Origin of the sequence: Caulobacter rhizosphaerae (assembly GCF_010977555.1) — a bacterium.
GTDB classification, from domain to species: domain Bacteria; phylum Pseudomonadota; class Alphaproteobacteria; order Caulobacterales; family Caulobacteraceae; genus Caulobacter; species Caulobacter rhizosphaerae.
Map to the genome: position 1 here is coordinate 3,312,742 of NZ_CP048815.1, position 12,339 is coordinate 3,325,080.

The 12,339-nt window shown below is 68.7% G+C and carries 17 protein-coding genes; 5 read left to right on the plus strand and 12 right to left on the minus strand.

Features of this window, described 5'->3' with window-relative positions:
- Positions 1–43: 43 nt before the first annotated feature.
- Positions 44–478, plus strand: coding sequence for a hypothetical protein (locus G3M57_RS15120; protein ID WP_163231474.1), 435 nt, complete (start codon positions 44–46; stop codon positions 476–478).
- 117 nt (positions 479–595) lie between these two features.
- On the opposite strand, the gene G3M57_RS15125 is transcribed toward G3M57_RS15120, so the two are convergent.
- The 4 genes from G3M57_RS15125 to G3M57_RS15140 form a co-directional block, all read right to left on the minus strand.
- The gene (locus G3M57_RS15125; RefSeq protein ID WP_163231476.1) at positions 596–1,033 is read right to left on the minus strand and encodes a VOC family protein; all 438 of its coding nucleotides are present in this window, start codon (positions 1,031–1,033) and stop codon (positions 596–598) included.
- 92 nt (positions 1,034–1,125) lie between these two features.
- Entirely contained in the window at positions 1,126–1,308 is a 183-nt protein-coding gene (locus tag G3M57_RS15130; RefSeq protein WP_056755538.1) for a hypothetical protein, read from the minus strand.
- Positions 1,309–1,363: 55 nt separating this feature from the next.
- Positions 1,364–3,232: an ABCB family ABC transporter ATP-binding protein/permease gene (locus G3M57_RS15135; protein ID WP_373287698.1), complete on the minus strand. Its 1,869-nt coding sequence runs from the start codon at positions 3,230–3,232 to the stop codon at positions 1,364–1,366.
- A complete protein-coding gene (locus G3M57_RS15140; RefSeq protein WP_163231480.1) occupies positions 3,229–4,047 on the minus strand; it encodes a hypothetical protein in 819 nt (272 codons plus the stop codon). Before G3M57_RS15140 ends, G3M57_RS15135 begins: the two co-directional genes overlap by 4 nt.
- 115 nt (positions 4,048–4,162) lie before the next feature.
- Between G3M57_RS15140 and G3M57_RS15145 the strand changes: the two genes are divergently transcribed.
- Positions 4,163–4,801 carry an LOG family protein gene (locus G3M57_RS15145; protein ID WP_163231482.1) on the plus strand — a complete coding sequence of 213 codons (639 nt, stop codon included), beginning with the start codon at positions 4,163–4,165 and terminating at the stop codon, positions 4,799–4,801.
- 72 nt (positions 4,802–4,873) lie between these two features.
- Positions 4,874–5,188 carry a DUF8200 family protein gene (locus G3M57_RS15150; RefSeq protein WP_163231484.1) on the plus strand — a complete coding sequence of 105 codons (315 nt, stop codon included), beginning with the start codon at positions 4,874–4,876 and terminating at the stop codon, positions 5,186–5,188.
- A gap of 127 nt (positions 5,189–5,315) precedes the next feature.
- On the opposite strand, the gene G3M57_RS27515 is transcribed toward G3M57_RS15150, so the two are convergent.
- The 6 genes from G3M57_RS27515 to G3M57_RS15175 form a co-directional block, all read right to left on the minus strand.
- Positions 5,316–5,438: a hypothetical protein gene (locus tag G3M57_RS27515; protein WP_244322556.1), complete on the minus strand. Its 123-nt coding sequence runs from the start codon at positions 5,436–5,438 to the stop codon at positions 5,316–5,318.
- A gap of 208 nt (positions 5,439–5,646) precedes the next feature.
- Complete coding sequence (locus G3M57_RS15155) at positions 5,647–6,804, minus strand: acyl-CoA dehydrogenase family protein (protein ID WP_163231486.1); 1,158 nt, start codon at positions 6,802–6,804, stop codon at positions 5,647–5,649.
- Between the two features lie 13 nt (positions 6,805–6,817).
- Positions 6,818–7,243 carry an endonuclease domain-containing protein gene (locus tag G3M57_RS15160; RefSeq protein ID WP_341873430.1) on the minus strand — a complete coding sequence of 142 codons (426 nt, stop codon included), beginning with the start codon at positions 7,241–7,243 and terminating at the stop codon, positions 6,818–6,820.
- Positions 7,244–7,295: 52 nt separating this feature from the next.
- Positions 7,296–8,510: an acyl-CoA dehydrogenase family protein gene (locus G3M57_RS15165; RefSeq protein WP_056755521.1), complete on the minus strand. Its 1,215-nt coding sequence runs from the start codon at positions 8,508–8,510 to the stop codon at positions 7,296–7,298.
- A gap of 253 nt (positions 8,511–8,763) precedes the next feature.
- Positions 8,764–9,657 (minus strand): nicotinate-nucleotide--dimethylbenzimidazole phosphoribosyltransferase, encoded by an 894-nt coding sequence (locus tag G3M57_RS15170; RefSeq protein ID WP_163231488.1) that lies wholly within the window; start codon positions 9,655–9,657, stop codon positions 8,764–8,766.
- Positions 9,658–9,719: 62 nt separating this feature from the next.
- Entirely contained in the window at positions 9,720–10,085 is a 366-nt protein-coding gene (locus tag G3M57_RS15175; protein WP_056755515.1) for a hypothetical protein, read from the minus strand.
- Between the two features lie 105 nt (positions 10,086–10,190).
- On the opposite strand from G3M57_RS15175, the gene G3M57_RS15180 reads away from it, so the two are divergent.
- Positions 10,191–10,448, plus strand: a complete 258-nt coding sequence (locus tag G3M57_RS15180) for a DUF1289 domain-containing protein (protein WP_373287697.1) — start codon at positions 10,191–10,193, stop codon at positions 10,446–10,448.
- A gap of 7 nt (positions 10,449–10,455) precedes the next feature.
- Here the strand turns inward: G3M57_RS15180 and G3M57_RS15185 are convergent, their stop codons facing one another.
- On the minus strand, positions 10,456–10,812 hold the full coding sequence (locus G3M57_RS15185; protein ID WP_056755512.1) for a hypothetical protein: 357 nt from the start codon (positions 10,810–10,812) through the stop codon (positions 10,456–10,458).
- A gap of 275 nt (positions 10,813–11,087) precedes the next feature.
- Here G3M57_RS15185 and G3M57_RS15190 point away from each other — a divergent pair, with 275 nt between their 5' ends.
- Entirely contained in the window at positions 11,088–11,588 is a 501-nt protein-coding gene (locus G3M57_RS15190) for a TIGR02281 family clan AA aspartic protease (protein ID WP_057184192.1), read from the plus strand.
- 7 nt (positions 11,589–11,595) lie between these two features.
- On the opposite strand, the gene G3M57_RS15195 is transcribed toward G3M57_RS15190, so the two are convergent.
- Positions 11,596–12,264 carry a hypothetical protein gene (locus tag G3M57_RS15195; protein ID WP_163231490.1) on the minus strand — a complete coding sequence of 223 codons (669 nt, stop codon included), beginning with the start codon at positions 12,262–12,264 and terminating at the stop codon, positions 11,596–11,598.
- Positions 12,265–12,339: the final 75 nt, after the last annotated feature.

Genomic DNA, 12,339 nt, shown 5'->3' on the forward strand with positions numbered 1-12,339 from the left:
TTGGGACTTCACCACGCGGCGCGTAGCGGATACAGGCTTAACCATGAGCGCGACCAACGATCACTGGAAGACCGTCCTGCAGCGCGGCGCCAACGCCCTGGCCTTCCACATCACCAGCCCGGCCAACGCCGCCAAGCCGACCATGGCGGCCGAGCCGGCGCCGCAGAAGCGCACCCTGCCCGTCATGGTCTTTCACGCCGTGGCCGCCTGCGCCCTGGTCGACGGCTGGGTGGCGGGCGGCGAAGGCGAGATCCTGATCGACCGGGCCGCCGTCCTGGCCCGCCAGAAGCTGGTCAACGCCAAGGCCGCCGAACCGCCCGGCAGCACGCCCTCTCCGTTCTCGGTCGGCTATGCCGCCGACTATCGGCAGGAACTGGCGCGCCTGGCCTGGCTGGCGATCATCGACGACCCAGCCGTCCGCCTGGAAGCCCTGGCGGCGGCGTACCAGCCCTCCGAGCCCAGGGTGAAGCTGGTCTGACCGGCGAACTCGAAGGTCCCGACGCTCTAGGAGTGGTTCTCCCGGAAGCGCTCAGCGCTTCCCCTGCGAAGCTTTCGAGGTAACGACGATCTGGCGGGCGGAGCGATCGTCCGCCCGTTACCAAGCCCCCGTGTTGGGCATCGAAACCCATGGCTCGGCCGGTTCCAGGCTGCCGTCCTGCAGCAGCTCGACCGAAATGTTGTCTGGCGAACGGACGAAGGCCATGTGGCCGTCGCGCGGCGGGCGGTTGATCGTCACGCCCATGTCCATCAGCCGCTGGCAGGTTTCGTAGATGTCGTCGACCCGGTAAGCCAGATGGCCGAAATTGCGCCCGCCCTGGTAGTCTTCGGGATCCCAGTTGTAGGTCAGCTCGACCAGCGGCGCCTTGCGCTCCCGAGCCAGCTCCACATCCTCCGGCGCGGCCAGGAACACCAGGGTGAAGCGGCCCCTCTCGTTCTCCGTCCGGTACATCTCGGTCAGGCCCAGGCCTTGGCAATAGAACCGCAGCGAGGCGTCGAGGTCCTTCACGCGGACCATGGTGTGCAGATAGCGCATGGCGGCTCCTGGGATCGGGTCGGCGTGGCGCAGGATATAGCCGCCCTCCGCCGCCGCACCCCACATTTATCGGCTGGAACGGTCTTGAAGGCCTATTCGCCGGCCCGCGCGGTCGGGCCTTGCAGCGCCTGCTGGGCGCGCTCGACGGCTTCCATCAGATGGCCCAGGGCCAGGCCCTCGGGGCTGTCGGCGCGGTAGATCTCGCGCAGGGCCGGCACCCGGTCCTTGCAGGCGGCCATTGCGTCCAGGGCCCGATCGATCTTTCGCGTCAGCATGACAGTCATCGCCGTTGATGTTCTACATTCGTTCTACAATGACGGTTTTCGGATATCAATCGACGACCGCCCCCGCTTCCACAGGTTTCTCCCGAGTCTGCCGCCGCCACAACGCCGCGTATTCGCCGCCGGCCTCCAAAAGCGCCGCGTGGGCGCCGCGCTCCACGACCTTTCCCCGGCGCAGCACGATGATCTCGTCGGCGTCGGCGATGGTCGACAGGCGGTGGGCCACTACCAGGGTCGTGCGGCCGGCCCGGGCCTTGCGCAGGGTGGCCTGGATGGCCGCCTCGGTGCGGCTGTCCAGGGCGCTGGTCGCCTCGTCCAGGATCAGCACGCGGGGGTCGGCCAGCAGCGCCCGGGCGATGCCCACGCGCTGGCGCTCGCCGCCCGACAGCTTCAGCCCGCGCTCGCCGACCTTGGTCTCCATGCCCTCGGGCAGGTTGCGGATGAACTCGCCCAGTTCCGCCGCCTCGGCCGCGGCCCAGACGTCCACCTCCGAGGCGTCCGGACGCGCGAAGGCGATGTTGGCCATCAGGGTGTCGTTGAACAGCGCCACGTCCTGCGGCACCAGGGCGACGGCCCGGCGCAGCGAGGCTTGTTTCAGCGCCTTCAGGTCGTGGCCGTCCAGGGTGACCCGGCCAGCCTGGGGGTCGATCATCCGCAGGGCCAGACGCACCAGGGTGGTCTTGCCCGCGCCCGAGGGGCCGACGATGGCGACGGTGGTCCCCGGCAGGGCGGCGAACGTCACGGCCTGCAGGCCTTCCGACCGCGCGCCGTGGCGGAACGACACGCCCTCGAAGGCCACCGCCCCGCCCCGCCGGTCGGCGGGCGGCGGCAGGTCGACGGCGTCGGCGGCGTCGGCCACGTCCGGCTGGGCCCGGCGCAGGTCGAGCATGGCCTCCATGTCGATGAACGACTGGCGGATCTCGCGATAGGCGAAGCCCAGGATGTTCAGCGGACCGTACAGGTTGACCAGGATCAGCACGGCGGCGGTGACGTCGCCAGGGCCGATCCGGCCCGCGGCCGCCTCGGCCCCGGCCAGGATCGCCATCACGCCCAGCCCCAGGCTCATCACCGCCGACTGCACGCTGTTGAGCAGGGTCAGGGAGTTGGTCGCCTTGATATTGGCCGCGCCATAGGCCGTCAGGGCGGCGTCGTAGCCGCCGACCGCCCGCTCCTCGGCCCCGAAGGCCTTGACCGTCTCGTAGTTCAGCAGCGCGTCGACAGCCCGCCCGGCGGCTTCGGCGTCGGCCTCGTTCATCACCCGCCGATGGCCGATCCGCCAATCCGAGATGGCGAAGGTCACCACGCCATAGATCACGACGGTGACCACCGCCGTCAGGGCGAAGCGCCAGTCATAGGCCTTGGCCAGCACGATGGCGGCCATGACCAGCTCGACCGCCGTCGGCGCGATGTTGAACACCAGGCCGCGCAGCAGGAAATCCATCGACCGCGCGCCCCGGTCGATCACCCGGGACAGCGAGCCCGTGCGCTTGGTCTGGTGGAAGTCGATCGACAGCGACAGGGCGTGGGCAAAGGTCTCGACGGCCGCGCGGGTCTGGGCCGCCTGGGCGACGGGCGTGAACACGGCGTCGCGCGCCTGGGGCGCGACGGCGGCGATGAAGCGGATCAGCGCCCAGCCGCCGGCCAGGGCGGCGAAGGTCAGGCCGACCTGCACCGCCGCCCCCTGCCCGGCGCTCAGCGCATTGACCGCCTTGCCCAGCAGCAGGGGCGCGATCACGCCCAGGAACTTGCCGGCGAAGGTGAAGACCAGGGCCAGGGTGACGCGCCAGCGCAGTCCGGGCGCCTTGGAACGCATCACCAGGCTGAACAGGTCGGCCAGGGCTTTCCAGCCGTTGGCCTTGACCTCAGGAGGCGCCACCGCGCCAGCCACGGCTCCGGATCGCGACGCCATGCCCCTCATCGGGCCGCGCCCAGCAATTGGGTGCTCTGCACGCCGCCGCCCGGGGTCATCCAGTCAACGCGCCAGCCCGCGGCGGTCAGGGTCGAGGACGCCGGTCCGCCCCGGGGCGGCGTGGGCGGAGCGACGTCGACGACCACCTGCTGCTCGCCGCCCTCGCCCGCGACCTGGATCACGTGGGTTCCACCGGCCAGCGGCTGGTCGAGCGAGATCGAGAAACGGCCGTCCTCGCCGACCTTGCCCTCGCCCCGTGTGACACGGTCGACGCGCACGCCCAGACCCGCGCCGGGCGCGCCGACGCCGGAGATCACGCCTCCGCCGCTGCGGTCATAGTCGATCGCCAGGATGCGGGGCGACGGCGAGCTCTGGCCCATCACCTCCGCGCCCGCCCCGGCCCGCAGCAGCACCGCCGCCCCGCTGGGCGCGACCATCAGATAGCCCTGGGCCTGGACGGTGCGTCCGTCCATGGTCATCGACAGGCCGTAGAGCCGGGGTTCGGCGGCCAGGGGCGCCACCAGCCGCCAGGCGCCCGCCGCATCGGCCTTGCCCAGCAGTGCCTCGCCGGTCGGCGCGCCCAGCCGCACGCTGGCCAGGGGCTCGGCCTGTCCCGACAACGCCACGGCGTCGCCCTGGCGGACCGCCGACACCAGGCTGGGCGGCTTCAGATAGCTGTCCCGCGACGAAACCTGCTCGATCTTGGCGGTCGCCGGATCGCGCCGCCAACCCTTGTCGTCGCGCCCGCAGGCGCCCAGCGCCAGCAGGGCCAGCACCGCGACGGCGCAGGTCGACTTGAAACCGATCTCGCGAATCCTGATCATGGCGTATCCAACGGCCGACGACGCCCCGACGGCCCGCTTCTTGGCTGTTCACGTGCGGCGCGCCGCCCTTGGAGACAAGGACCGGCGCGCTGTTTATTTTCTGGAGTGGACGACGATGACCGACCTGTCCAGCGGCCAAGCCGCCGTCGCGGAGCCCGCCGCGGCCGCCAAGGCCGTCTGCGTCTATTGCGGCTCGTCGAACACGGCCGACCCGGCGTTCCTGGAAGCGGCGTTCCAGATCGGCGGCGACTTCGCCAGGGCCGGCCTGAAACTGGTCTATGGCGGCGGCGGCGTGGGGCTGATGGGCGCGGCCGCGCGGGGCGCCCACGCGGCCGGCGGACGGGTGCTGGGCATCATCCCCAAGTTCCTGCGCGGCCGCGAGCAGCCGTTCGACGACGTCGAGACTGTGATCGTCACCTCGATGCATGAGCGCAAGATGATGATGTTCGAGCGATCGGACGCCTTCGTGGTGCTGCCCGGCGGCATCGGCACCCTGGAGGAGATCATCGAACTCCTGTCCTGGCGGCGCCTGGACCTGCACCGCAAGCCGATCGTCTTCCACAATCCCGGCGGCTTCTGGGACCCGCTGTTCGCCCTGCTGCGCCACACCATCGACCAGGGCCTGACTCCACCCTCCCTGGCGGACTGCTGGCGGGTGGCGGAGAAGGCGGGCGACATCACGCCGACTCTGCTTGCCTGGCTGGCGGAAACCGGCGGTGAAGACGCCGCGTCAAACGTTCGTTTGTTGACTTAGTTGCAAAACGCAACCAATTGTATCCGAAGCCGGCCTCCCAGTGTCGGCGTTAGGGGATTACAGGAAACAAGCATGCGTATCTTAATGACCGCGCTGGTCGCGGCCTCCGCCCTGTCCACTGCTGGTATGGCGACCAGCGCCTTCGCCGCCGAAGGCGCGGTTCTCAAGCTGAAGGCGCCCAGCAAGGCGCCCACCCTGATCCAGGACGGCGCCATGTGGCGCTGCAACGGCGACGTCTGCGCCGCCCCTCAGGTCAAGTCCCTGCCGATCGGCCGCGCCTGCCGCAAGGTCGCCGCCGAGCTCGGCCCGATCGTCAGCTTCAACTATCGCGGCCAGGACCTGGACGCCGCCGGCCTCGCCGACTGCAATACGGTCGCCAAGTCGTAAGCCAGCACGGCTGTTCCAAACGTGAGACAGGGGCGGACCGCCAAGCGCGGCCGCCCTTTTTTCTGCTCCAAATCTTTTCCTACGCATCGCTCTTGCGGAAACCGGTCTCCACGTTCCGCGCCAAGCTCTATTTCCGGCCGGACGGCTTGGGCTCGGCGACGGGCGGCTTCGGTGGGTGCCTTCCCCCGACCAGCATCCCGCCCATCAGGGCGAAGGACAGCATGGCGTGGCTCATTCTCGATACGTTCATCGGCGGCGTCTCCCGTCAGCGCGTCGAGACCAAGCATGCGCCGACGGAGGCTCGACGCAACAGGAACAGTCCGAACCCTGACGAAATCCGCACACGGACGAACCCGATCGCCTTGGCGTGCAAAGCCTTTGTCCGCCAAGAAAAAAGCGCCCGCGACGGCGTGTCGCGGGCGCTTTCGTCTTCGAGCGTCCCTCGTCCGTAGACGGTGTCAGGCCGCCTGGCTGCTCGCTGGTCCGAACGACAGCGATTCGTAGCGCTTCAGGTGGTGGTCGACCGATCCGAACAGGCCCTCGATGATCGAGGCGCGCTTGAAATAGTGGCCGATGGCCAGCTCGTCGGTCATGCCCATGCCGCCGTGGATCTGGATGGCGTTCTGGCCCACGAACTTGCAGGCCCGGCCGATGCGGACCTTGGCGGCCGAGACGGCCTTGGCGCGCTCGTCGTCGCTCTCGTCCAGCTTGATGGTGGCCATGTAGGTCATCGACACGGCCTGCTCGACCTCGATGAACATGTCGACCATCCGATGCTGCAGCACCTGGAAGTTGGAGATGGCCGTGCCGAACTGCTTGCGCTGCTTGGCGTAATCCAGCGTGCCCTCGTGCAGCTTGCGCAGCACGCCCACGGCCTCGGCCCCGACGGCGGCCGTGGCCTCGTCGATCACCTTGTCGACCAGCGGCAGGCCGCCCCCCTCTTCGCCGATCAGGGCGTCGGCCGGGATCGAGACGTTCTCGAAATAGACCTCCGAAGCGCGGCCGCCGTCGACCGTGGGATAGTCGCGGGTGACGACGCCCGGCAGGCTCTTGTCGATCAGGAACACCGAAACCCCGCCGGCGTCGCGTTGCGCGCCGCCCGTGCGGGCCGTGACCACCAGGTGGGTAGCGAACGGCGCGCCGACCACCACGGCCTTGTGGCCGTTCAGGACATAGCCCGCGCCATCCTTCCTGGCCGTGGTCTTCAGGTCGCGCCAGGTGTAGCGGGCCTGCGGCTCGGCATAGGCGAAGGCGATGGTCGTGGTCCCGCCGACGATGCCCTCGATCACCGACGCCGCGCCGGCGTAGCCCGAGTGCTTCATGAAGCCGCCGCCGATCACCACCGTGCCCAGATAGGGCTCGATGACCAGCGCCTTGCCGAACTCCTCCATGATGATCATGTTGTCGATCGCGCCGCCGCCCAGGCCGCCCAGTTCCTCGCTGAACGAGGCGCCCAGGATGCCGAGCTCCTCGGCGAAGGCCTTCCAGTAGTCGGCGCGCCATCCGCTCTCGGACGCCACGATCTTGCGGCGGGTCTCGAAGTCGTACTTGTCCTGCAGGAAGCTCGCGACCGTGTCGCGAACCATCGACTGCTCTTCGGTGAAGTTGAAGTCCATCCCAGGTTTCCTCTTATCGCTCCCCTCCCCCTTGCGGGGAGGGGTTGGGGGTGGGGGAGCCAGCGTCGAGGATCGAGATTACGCGCTGGACGGCGGTATGCGGGTCGTAGATGGCCAACTCGTTTGGAATACGGATGACCGTATAGCCACGCGATTCAAGCCAGGATTGGCGGTCGGCGTCACGGGACGCCACGTGGGGCAAGTCGTGAATTCCACCGTCCACCTCGATGATCACACGATGATGGTGGCAGACGAAGTCCACGACGTAGGGGCCCAGGGAAGACTGGCGGCGAAAGTGCGATCCAGGGATCTCGATCTTTCGCAACGCCTTCCAGAACAGCTTTTCGGCCAGGGTCGGCTCGCGACGCATTCGACGGGCTGCTCGATCGGCCCGCTCGGATGTGTGCAAAGGTCCTGGCGTTCGTGCTGACACCCCCACCCCCTACCCCTCCCCGCAAGGGGGAGGGGAACTGCAAATGCTCAGGCCTTCATCAAAGCCCCAGCACCATCTTGGCGATGATGTTGCGCTGGATCTCGTTGGAGCCGCCGTAGATCGAGGTCTTGCGGACGTTGAAATAGGTCGGGGCGGCGCGGTGAGCCCAGTCGGGACCGATCGGGTGGGCGTTGTCGCCGTCGTTCGGGAAGCCGCGGAAGTACGGCGCGCCATAGTGGCCGGCCGCCTCCAGCACCAGTTCGGTGATCCGCTGCTGGATCTCGGTGCCCTTGATCTTCAGGACCGAGGATTCCGGACCCGGCCCCTTGCCCGCCGCCTCGCCGGCGAGGGTGCGCAGTTCGGTGTATTCCAGGGCCGTCAGGTCGATTTCAAGATCCGCGACCTTGCGCTTGAAGGCCGGGTCGGCCAGCAGGGGCTGGCCGTCGTCGCCCAACTCGGTGGAGGCGATCTGGCGGATGCGCTCGATGCCGCGCTTGGAGCGGGCCACGCCGGCGATGCCGCTACGCTCGTGGGCCAGCAGGAACTTGGCGCAGGTCCAGCCCTTGTTCTCCTCGTAGATCCGGTTCTCGACCGGCACCTTGACGTTCTCCAGCCAGACCTCGTTGACCTCGTGCTCGCCGCCCAGGGTGATGATCGGCCGCACGGTCACACCCGGCGACTTCATGTCGATCAGCAGGAACGAGATGCCTTCCTGGATCTTGGCGTTAGGGTCGGTGCGGACCAGGCAGAAGATCCAGTCGCCGTGCTGGGCCAGGGTGGTCCAGGTCTTCTGGCCGTTGACCAGGTAGTATTCCTTGCCGTCGTCGCCGGTGAAACGCTCGGCCTTGGTCTTCAGGCTGGCCAGGTCCGACCCGGCGCCCGGCTCCGAATAGCCCTGGGCCCACCAGATGTCGCCCGACAGGGTCGGCGGCAGGAAGCGTTCCTTCTGCTCGGGGGTGGCGAAGGTGTAGATCACCGGCCCGACCATATTGATGCCGAACGGCAGGATCGGCACGCAGTCGGCGCGGGCGGTCTCTTCCGACCAGATGTAGCGCTGCACCGAGGTCCAGCCCGGGCCGCCGTACTTCTCCGGCCAGGCCGGCGCCACCCAGCCCTTCTTGGCCAGGACGCGGTGCCAGGACAGGAAATCCTCCTTGGCCATCTCCTCGCCCTCCTCCTGCTTCTCGCGCAGGCCGGCGGGGTAGTTCTCGGCGATGAAGGCGCGGACCTCGTCGCGGAACGCGACGTCTTCGGGCGAGAAATCGAGGTTCATGGCGGACTCCCGGAAACCGACCCTCTTCAAGGGGCCGTCTTTGGCTTTTCGGGAGTCACCTTAGAGTTCGAACGGGCGTTTGGAAAGATGACCTTAGCGTCAACGTAAACAATGTTCAGGTTGACGCTGGAACGGACGGGCCATGCGCCCTTCGAGGCCCGCTGCGCGGGCGCCTCAGGAAGAGGAATTCAGTGCGAAAGTGGTCCTCATCCTGAGGTGTGAGCCGAAGGCGAGCCTCGAAGGACGCAGGGGGTCACCGAACCTCGCAGGCCAGCCGCACCAGGGCCAGGGCCGTCACGCCGCCGACCCCCTCCTCCTCGGCGATGTCCAGGTTGATCAGCGGCCGCTTGCCCAACGCCTCCAGCAGGCGGGCGTGGCCCTTGGCGGTCCCGACATGGCTGGCCTGGCAGTGGGCGATCAGGGCCGGATCGATCGCGTGCAGCACCGCCGCGGCGGCGGCGGCGGCGTAGCCGTCCAGCAGGACGGGAATCTTCTGGACCCGGGCGGCCAGGATCGCCCCGACCAGGGCGGCGGTTTCGCGACCGCCCAGCTGGCGCAGGGCCTGCAGCGGGTCGGACAGGTTGTCCTCGCCGGCGGCGCGGGTCACGGCGGCGGCGACCGGTTCGGGCGCATCGCTCCAGTCCGAAGCCTCGCCGCCGACCAGGGCCAGGGCGATGGCGCCGGCGGCGCGGTCGGTCTCGGCGGCGATCACGCCGGGGATCAGCAGGTCGGGCTGCTTGGCCAGTGCCTCCATGCCGAAGGCCATGGTCGCGGCGCATTCCTTCTCGCTCATCGACGCCTTGGCGGCCGCGTCGGGCGTCGGACGGTCGATGGCCAGATCGAAGGCTTCCAGGCCTGCGCCCTGGACACCGGCGATGCGGCAGACATTGGCCCCGCCGGCGGCCACGGCTTCCAGGCGCTCGCGAGCGTAGCCGCGCGGCCCCACGCCCTGGCGCGCGCCGGCATACAGGGCGACGACCGGGCGGAGCACGACCGGCGGCGTCTTGCCGGTCCAGGCCGTCAGCCATGCGGAGATCTCGGCCAGACGATCACCGCCTTCGAAGGTCGAGGCCGGAGCGGCCGGCGCGTCGGCGGCCAGTTGGCGGATGTCGTCGAAGGGCGAAGCGGCGGGCGAGGAAGCGGTCATGGGCCGCGGGCTTAAGCCAGACCGCGCCCGATGCAAAGTCCGCTTCGATCCGGTCGGGGGCTTCAGGCCCCGGCGGGCGTTGCGACCGAGGCGGTCGACGACGTCTCCACCAGCGCCTTGCAGGCTCCGTCGCGCTCGGCGATCAACGACGCCTTGAGGGCGTCCTTGGCCTTGCCGGCCTGGGACTTGGCGGACCGCTCGGCGGCTTCGACCCGGTCCTGGACCAAGGGATCGCGGCCGCGGCCCTGGGTCTTGACAAAGGCCTGCAACGCCGTCGCGTCCGACGTCCCCAGGTTGGCGGCCTGGGCCAGGCCAAGGCAGCGCGAAGCCCGCACCAGTTCACTGTCGCTGACGCGATCGGCGGCGAAGGCCGGGGCGGCCGCCGAGGCGGCGAGCGCGGCGGCGATGGTAAGACCGAGAATACGCATGACGGCTCCTTGTTCTTGGAAGAGAGGTTACAGACGCGATCGACGCGCTGGCGCGCGCCGCGAGCCGCCCTTGCGCGGTCCGCCTGGAACGGCGACATACGGGACATGAGCTCGGCCACGCCCCCTAAAGCCCGTGACGAGGACGCCCTGAATTCGGCGCCCCGCCCGCCCCGTCCGATCGCCACGCCCTGCGTGAAGGTGTGCGCGGTGGATGGGCGGAGCGGCTTCTGCCTGGGTTGCCGGCGAACCCTTCCGGAGATCGCCGGCTGGGCTCGCTTGAGCGACGAGGAGCGGTCGGCGATCATGGCCGCCCTGCCCCACCGCCCTGACCCGATGGCCGACCTGATGGCCGGCCGGGGCTAGGCGGTCCCTAGTTCGCGGTGTTCATGGCCGCGCCGGTCGCGGCGCCGCCCAGCCACGCCGAGCAAGCCCCGGAACGTTCGGCCAGCAGCTTTTCCTTCTTGGCGCCGTCGGCCTTGTCGCCTTCCTTCTGCGCGCCCGAGATCTTGTTGTTGGCCGATACGCGGACCGGCAATTCGCGGGCGCCGGTTTCCTGCTTGAGGAACGCGTCGATGCCGGCGGTGTCCAGCTTGCCCAAGCCTTCCGAGGCGGCCAAGCCGCGGCATCGGGCGGCTTGCAGGAACTGGGTGTTGCTGACTTCGGCGGCCTGGGCCGCTCCGGCCAACGCGGAAAGCGCGACGGCGGCGGCGATGATGACCTTCTTCATGGCGTTGTTCCCTCAACAAGCACTGATTTGATGAACACCATATGCTGCCGCACCGCGCTGAATTGAAGTTAAATCGAAGTCATCTTGCACATTACTTGAATGTAACGTTAGCATTGATAAGTATTACAGCTTTTTAATTTTCCATTCGACCGGCAATTTGTTAACTTTACTGAACTGTGAACGCCGCGATTCACCGGTTGAAAACCCATTCGCGACTATGCTCCCCGCAACGGCCGTAGAAACGGTCAGCAAGCCGGTATGGCGGGGTGACTTCGATGTTCAAGTTCGCGGCCATCGCAATGGTAGGCGCACTCTCGGCGGTCGGGGCGGCGAAGGCCGTCGTGTCGCTGGACGACCTGCGCCAGCCGGACCTGCGCGGCCCCGCCCCGGCCGTGGCGACCGCCGATGACGGCGCCGCCCAGATCGTCAAGGCGGCCGACGGCCATTTCTGGGCCGAGGCCAAGGTCGATGGTCGCGCCGTGCGCTTCCTGATCGACACCGGAGCCACCGCCGTCGCCCTCAGCCAGACCGACGCCAAGCGGCTGGGCATCGACACCAAGGCGCTGGACTACAGCTACAAGGTCATGACCGCTTCGGGCCAGACCCGCGCCGCCTCGGTCAAGTTGGCCAGCGTGTCGGTGGCCGGCGCCCAGGTGCGCGACGTCGAGGCCCTGGTGGTGGAGAAGGGCCTGGAGACTTCGCTGCTGGGCATGAGCTATCTGGGCCGGCTGTCCAGCTTCCAGGCTACGCCGCGCGCCCTGGTGCTGCGCTCCTGAGCCGGGATCAGAACCGGTAGTTCAGCCCGACCTGGACGATCGGGAAGTACTTGAAGCCCTTGGCGTCGTCGCGGACGTCGTCCTCCTCCCGCCGAAGCTCGGCCTGGAAGAGCGGATCGCCGGCCAGCGTGCCGTCTGTGGCGGTCAGGTCGACCTTGGGCTTGTCGCTGAACGACACCCCGCCCAGCACCCGAAAGCCCCAGCGGCTGTTGCGCGTGAAGGTGTTGTCCCAGCCCAGACCCAGGAACGGCTGGGTCTTGGACATCTCGACGCCGCCGCGGATCGTGCCGATCTGCTCGGGGGTGAACGTCAGGTCGCCGATCTGGGTCGGCCCTGTCGGCCGGCCGTCCAGCCGCGCCTTGCGCTCGCCGAAATAGCCGCCGCCCGACAGGAAGAAGCCACCGCCGCCGGGGTGCCAGTCGACGAAGGCGCCGGCCGTGCCTGTCTTCAGTTTCGCCGAATAGTCGACGCCGCTGTAGGTGTGGTCGTGGTCGAAGCTCATCCAGTCGCCGCCGCCCCGGACGACGAAATGGTCATTGAGCTTGTACTGCAGTTCGGCGCCCAGGCCGGGCGTGCCGATATTGGCGCCGATGGCCAGACGGCCGTCCTGGGCCCGCGCCAGGGATGGAACGGCCGCGGCGGCGAGAAGCGCGGCGGTCAGAATGGAACGCAACATGTGGCGACCTCGCATCAGGGTTTCGCCCCGACCTCGAGGATCGTTAACCGTGCGCTCGCGTCCCTTGTTCCCGGG

What these genes read in the sequence shown, in the direction of transcription:
- G3M57_RS15150 (WP_163231484.1), top strand. Translation starts at nt 4,874, where the DNA reads ATGCGTATCTTAATGACCGCGCTGGTCGCGGCCTCCGCCCTGTCCACT.
- G3M57_RS15170 (WP_163231488.1), bottom strand. Translation starts at nt 9,657, where the DNA reads ATGACCGCTTCCTCGCCCGCCGCTTCGCCCTTCGACGACATCCGCCAA.
- G3M57_RS15125 (WP_163231476.1), bottom strand. Translation starts at nt 1,033, where the DNA reads ATGCGCTATCTGCACACCATGGTCCGCGTGAAGGACCTCGACGCCTCG.
- G3M57_RS15140 (WP_163231480.1), bottom strand. Translation starts at nt 4,047, where the DNA reads ATGATCAGGATTCGCGAGATCGGTTTCAAGTCGACCTGCGCCGTCGCG.
- G3M57_RS27515 (WP_244322556.1), bottom strand. Translation starts at nt 5,438, where the DNA reads ATGAACGTATCGAGAATGAGCCACGCCATGCTGTCCTTCGCCCTGATG.
- G3M57_RS15120 (WP_163231474.1), top strand. Translation starts at nt 44, where the DNA reads ATGAGCGCGACCAACGATCACTGGAAGACCGTCCTGCAGCGCGGCGCC.
- G3M57_RS15165 (WP_056755521.1), bottom strand. Translation starts at nt 8,510, where the DNA reads ATGAACCTCGATTTCTCGCCCGAAGACGTCGCGTTCCGCGACGAGGTC.
- G3M57_RS15185 (WP_056755512.1), bottom strand. Translation starts at nt 10,812, where the DNA reads ATGAAGAAGGTCATCATCGCCGCCGCCGTCGCGCTTTCCGCGTTGGCC.
- G3M57_RS15190 (WP_057184192.1), top strand. Translation starts at nt 11,088, where the DNA reads ATGTTCAAGTTCGCGGCCATCGCAATGGTAGGCGCACTCTCGGCGGTC.
- G3M57_RS15130 (WP_056755538.1), bottom strand. Translation starts at nt 1,308, where the DNA reads ATGCTGACGCGAAAGATCGATCGGGCCCTGGACGCAATGGCCGCCTGC.
- G3M57_RS15195 (WP_163231490.1), bottom strand. Translation starts at nt 12,264, where the DNA reads ATGTTGCGTTCCATTCTGACCGCCGCGCTTCTCGCCGCCGCGGCCGTT.
- G3M57_RS15135 (WP_373287698.1), bottom strand. Translation starts at nt 3,232, where the DNA reads ATGAGGGGCATGGCGTCGCGATCCGGAGCCGTGGCTGGCGCGGTGGCG.
- G3M57_RS15145 (WP_163231482.1), top strand. Translation starts at nt 4,163, where the DNA reads ATGACCGACCTGTCCAGCGGCCAAGCCGCCGTCGCGGAGCCCGCCGCG.
- G3M57_RS15175 (WP_056755515.1), bottom strand. Translation starts at nt 10,085, where the DNA reads ATGCGTATTCTCGGTCTTACCATCGCCGCCGCGCTCGCCGCCTCGGCG.
- G3M57_RS15180 (WP_373287697.1), top strand. Translation starts at nt 10,191, where the DNA reads ATGAGCTCGGCCACGCCCCCTAAAGCCCGTGACGAGGACGCCCTGAAT.
- G3M57_RS15155 (WP_163231486.1), bottom strand. Translation starts at nt 6,804, where the DNA reads ATGGACTTCAACTTCACCGAAGAGCAGTCGATGGTTCGCGACACGGTC.